The organism is Dehalococcoidia bacterium (assembly GCA_028711995.1).
Taxonomy (GTDB): domain Bacteria; phylum Chloroflexota; class Dehalococcoidia; order SZUA-161; family SpSt-899; genus JAQTRE01.
Genome location: JAQTRE010000195.1, coordinates 1 through 3955 on the forward strand (window position 1 = coordinate 1; position 3955 = coordinate 3955).

Sequence of the window (3955 nt, forward strand, 5' to 3'; positions counted from 1 at the left end):
CTGCCCCAGAGTCTGAGGTCGGAATCTTGCGAGCTTCTGCCGGGCTTCAAAGCGTAATCCGGTTATCAGGGCATAGTCAAACCAGTCGGGCAAGCGCCGATCATCGATCCTCTGCATCTTTCGGACAAGGGCATGCTGCCTTTCGATATACCCCTGGTATTTGGCCTCAATCTCCACCTGCTCAACACAATCAGGGCTCAGATTCGGATTTCCATAGCCGAGGCGAGCCAATATCTGGTAATTTACCTCTGTGCGGCGCAGGAATTCGAGGGCACTGACGTTGTGTCCCACCGGGGGCAACCCGCAAGCCTGCACTTGATCGACAAGCTTTTCGGCAACCAGATAAGTTTTTGAAAGGCGCTCCAGGTCGGCAGCGATGGCATTGCGTTTGGCCTCTACCGCCTCGTAACGTGCTCTATCGATAAGCCCCAACTCGTAACCGATGGGAGAGAGACGCAAATCGGCATTATCGTGGCGCAGCAGCAGCCGATGCTCTGCCCTCGAAGTGAGCAGCCGGTAAGGCTCCGTCAACTCTTTGGTCACCAGATCATCGATCATCACCCCGATATACGCCTGATCCCGCCGGATTATCAGAGGCGGTCTTCCCTTCAATTTGAGAGCAGCATTTATACCGGCGATCAAACCTTGCCCCGCCGCTTCCTCATAGCCGGTGGTGCCGTTGATCTGACCGGCGAAAAACAGGCCTTCAATTTGCTTGGTCTCCAGAGTGCTGAGAATCTGGCTTGGCGGCGCAAAGTCGTATTCGATGGCATAGCCAAAGCGAATCATTTCGGCATGTTCCAGCGCCGGAATGGAGTGAATCATGGCCAGTTGCACATCCTCCGGAAGGCTGGTGCTCCCACCCTGCATATAGACCTCACCCGTCTCCCATCCCTCAGGTTCGAGGAATACGGGATGAGAGGACTTATCGGGGAACTTCATAATCTTGTCCTCGATGGAAGGACATGTTCGAGGGCCGGTGCCCTTTATGCTTCCGTTGAACAGCGGCGCACGATGGATATTGGCCCGGATAATCTCTTGAGTTTTCCGGTTTGTATAGACAAGATAGCAGGGTATCTGATTGCGCCAAGTCGTTTGTTCCGCCACAGGATAAATCGGATTTACTAGCGGGAAATTGCGGGAATTCGAATGAGAATCAAAGCTGAAGTAGAGGGGCGTCTCGCTCCCCGGTTGAGGGATGGTTTTTGAGAAATCGATGGTCTTGGCATCGAGACGCGGAGGAGTGCCGGTCTTGAGCCGACCGAGTTCAAATCCCAACTGCCGCAGGCTTTTGGAGAGGCCATAGGCGGCAAATTCACCGGCTCTTCCAGCAGCAAAGCTTTTCTCGCCCACAATGATCCGCCCCGCCAGTGAAGTGCCGGTGGTCAGAACAACAGTCTTTCCCTCATAGACCCAACCCGTGCTGGAAGTGAGCTTGAATATCTGATCAGGACCGTCGGTTACTTTTTGAATATCGTCAATAAGCGCTTGCTTCAAATGAAGATCGGGCTGCCTTTCCAGAGTGTGCTTCATCTCCAGGCCATAGCGTTTTTTATCTGCCTGAGCACGCAGAGCTTGAACGGCCGGCCCCTTGCCGGTGTTCAGCATTCTGATCTGGATAAAAGTTTTATCGATGTTCCGTCCCATCTCTCCACCCAATGCATCGATCTCGCGAACCAGATGCCCCTTGGCTGGCCCTCCGATTGACGGATTGCAGGGCATAAGAGCTATAGTATCGATATTCATGGTCAGGAGAAGAGTTTGGCAACCCATTCTGGAAGCCGCAAGGGCAGCCTCACATCCAGCGTGTCCGGCGCCGACAACGATGACATCGTATATCATGGCATCATCATTCTAACATTATTGAGGGTAACGAAAAAGGTGAAACGAGGTAGACTCATCGCGCCGCCCCTATCGATCACAACCACTCAGAGGGGAATCTTATTCAGGTTGCTTCCAGGCTACTTGTGGCACTCCGTGCCACACTTGCACGTTCAGCAGGGTTTCAGCAGACACACCGTCCCTTCAGGATTGTTGTTGACCTGCCATTCGCATGTGGAATCCAGAGAGGGAATTTCCGCCAGGAAATCAGGAATAAGCTTATCCCAAGAGATATCGCCAGAGACGCCATCCGCCGTGGGCCATTCCCCATTGGTATCATGGTAGCCGGAAATTGCCACCTGTATGGCATCCCTCTGAATCTCGCAAGCAGTTGGAGTCTGGGTAGGAGTTGGAGTCGGCGATTCTGCTGGAGAAGGCGTTGGGATAGCGGTAGCCGAAGGTAATGGCGTATTTGAAGGGGTCGGCGTAGGGGTTTCGGGAGGCATAGTCGAAGGTGTGAGCACAGGACTGGATACGGTTGATATTGGCAAATCATCAGAGTCATTGCACCCTATCGCCAAGATCACTACCACAAGCAAAACAATAACAATGACGGGTTTTTTCATCTCTTCAAACTCCTCAACAGGATCAATATAGTCTATTCTTCATGCCGATGGCCGAGCGGCATAATACTGAAGAAACCCCCAGCAAATCAATTGGCAACAGCCGCCGCAATAGCCACAGCGACGGTGAGAAAAGCGAAAGTGCCATGCCATTTGGCCACTGATCTATCTATCCACCCACGGTGGATAGATAGACCTCAGGCAGCAGTTAGAAAAGCCAGGACTGCAGTCGCGATTACCAATGACGTTTCCATCTTTCCTCCTTTTGGCGGGAGCGAGGGGAGTCGAACCACCACGAGCATCAAAGATACCCGCCAACGGTTTTGAAGACCGCGAGCACCACCGGGCACCATTCGCTCCCTAGATTCAAATTCTAACCTTTCCAAATGTAGAAGTCCACAAATTGGCGATATTTTGCTGACGCCATCATCAAGATAGTTGTATGCTATAATGGTCGCCAAACGAGGCACGAGGCTCTAGAAAGGTTCAGATTACAACAGAAAAGGAGGAGAGGAATGTTCATCGTCAAGGCAATAATGCCCAAGGTTCAATCCGAGCCCGGCACACTCGAATACACCCTCAACCGGGGAGAAAAGAATACCGGCTGCTTTTTCATCTATGAAAAATACACCGACCGAAAAGCGTTTGATGCTCACACGGCCACACCGCACTTCCAGGAGTTGTCCAAGAAATTGGGGGGCTTGGTGGATGGAGCCCCTGATCTGGAGTTCTTTGAACAAATCAGCGCCATCAAGCCGAAGTAGGGAGGGGAAAGGAGACTTTAATCGGATGGAAGCGCAAAGGGGGTGCTCCCCTCAGGCTGCGTCATAACGCTTGGTGAATGAGCAGATGCCCACCGACTTGCATGCCAACCGATGAGTTGTGCAGTCTGCTCGATCCACTTGTTAGCCGCTTGTCGTTACCTCAGTGCACAAGCAGGAGCATACGTGTAGAACATGTCAGCACAAGCACCGCGACCGCGCTTTGGATAGGACGCACTCGAAATTGAGCGTTGCAGCGCGCTCTCAGCCCAGCGCCGCACTTGGTCCCGCTCACCCACGTAGCGTTCCGAGTCTCCAGTCTCGAGTTCCGCATGGCGGCGGAGGAAGAAGGCAACGAAATCAGCAACCTGCAGCAACGGAACATCCCGTGAGTCCGCGAAATAGGGAGCGTCCACAATCTGGTCAAGTTGGTCCTGCTTCTGGCTACGGTTGTAGTAGGTATCCGTCCACAAGGGTGGGTTGAGGATGAGCTCAGTGAAACAGGTCTGTTCACGCTCCTCGTTGTCCAGAATAAGGACGGTATTGCCCTTGTTCTTGTCATGGCCCTGATGCGCCTTCTGGATTGCCAATGACAAGTGGAGGCCCATGAACCGCCAGAGCGTATTCACGTCAGCGAAGCGCTCATCCGCGATGAACTCCGAGCAGAACTTGCGCTTGTCGACCATACAGTAAACCACCGAGTGCTTGCGCGCATCCAGCCACTCAAAGATAGAAGTAACAATCGTCGCC

4 protein-coding genes and 1 tRNA gene are annotated in these 3955 nt (G+C 52.9%); 1 reads left to right on the top strand and 4 read right to left on the bottom strand.

What is annotated here, in order from left to right:
• The 3 genes from mnmG to PHV74_15305 form a co-directional block, all read right to left on the bottom strand.
• Positions 1 to 1842, bottom strand: a 1842-nt coding sequence (gene mnmG, locus PHV74_15295; GenBank protein MDD5095719.1) for a tRNA uridine-5-carboxymethylaminomethyl(34) synthesis enzyme MnmG, incomplete at its 3' end; no start/stop codon positions are given.
• Positions 1843 to 1994: 152 nt separating this feature from the next.
• Positions 1995 to 2447 carry a hypothetical protein gene (locus PHV74_15300; protein MDD5095720.1) on the bottom strand — a complete coding sequence of 151 codons (453 nt, stop codon included), beginning with the start codon at positions 2445 to 2447 and terminating at the stop codon, positions 1995 to 1997.
• 263 nt (positions 2448 to 2710) lie between these two features.
• Positions 2711 to 2805: transfer RNA gene (locus tag PHV74_15305), tRNA-Sec, on the bottom strand.
• A 154-nt stretch (positions 2806 to 2959) separates the two neighbouring features.
• Between PHV74_15305 and PHV74_15310 the strand changes: the two genes are divergently transcribed.
• Positions 2960 to 3208 (top strand): putative quinol monooxygenase, encoded by a 249-nt coding sequence (locus PHV74_15310; GenBank protein MDD5095721.1) that lies wholly within the window; start codon positions 2960 to 2962, stop codon positions 3206 to 3208.
• Positions 3209 to 3363: 155 nt separating this feature from the next.
• Here the strand turns inward: PHV74_15310 and PHV74_15315 are convergent.
• Positions 3364 to 3955, bottom strand: a 592-nt coding sequence (locus PHV74_15315) for a DUF3800 domain-containing protein (protein ID MDD5095722.1), incomplete at its 5' end; no start/stop codon positions are given.

Excerpts from the sequence above, each read along its gene's own strand:
- PHV74_15300 (MDD5095720.1), bottom strand. The coding sequence starts at position 2,447 with ATGAAAAAACCCGTCATTGTTATTGTTTTGCTTGTGGTAGTGATCTTG.
- PHV74_15310 (MDD5095721.1), top strand. The coding sequence starts at position 2,960 with ATGTTCATCGTCAAGGCAATAATGCCCAAGGTTCAATCCGAGCCCGGC.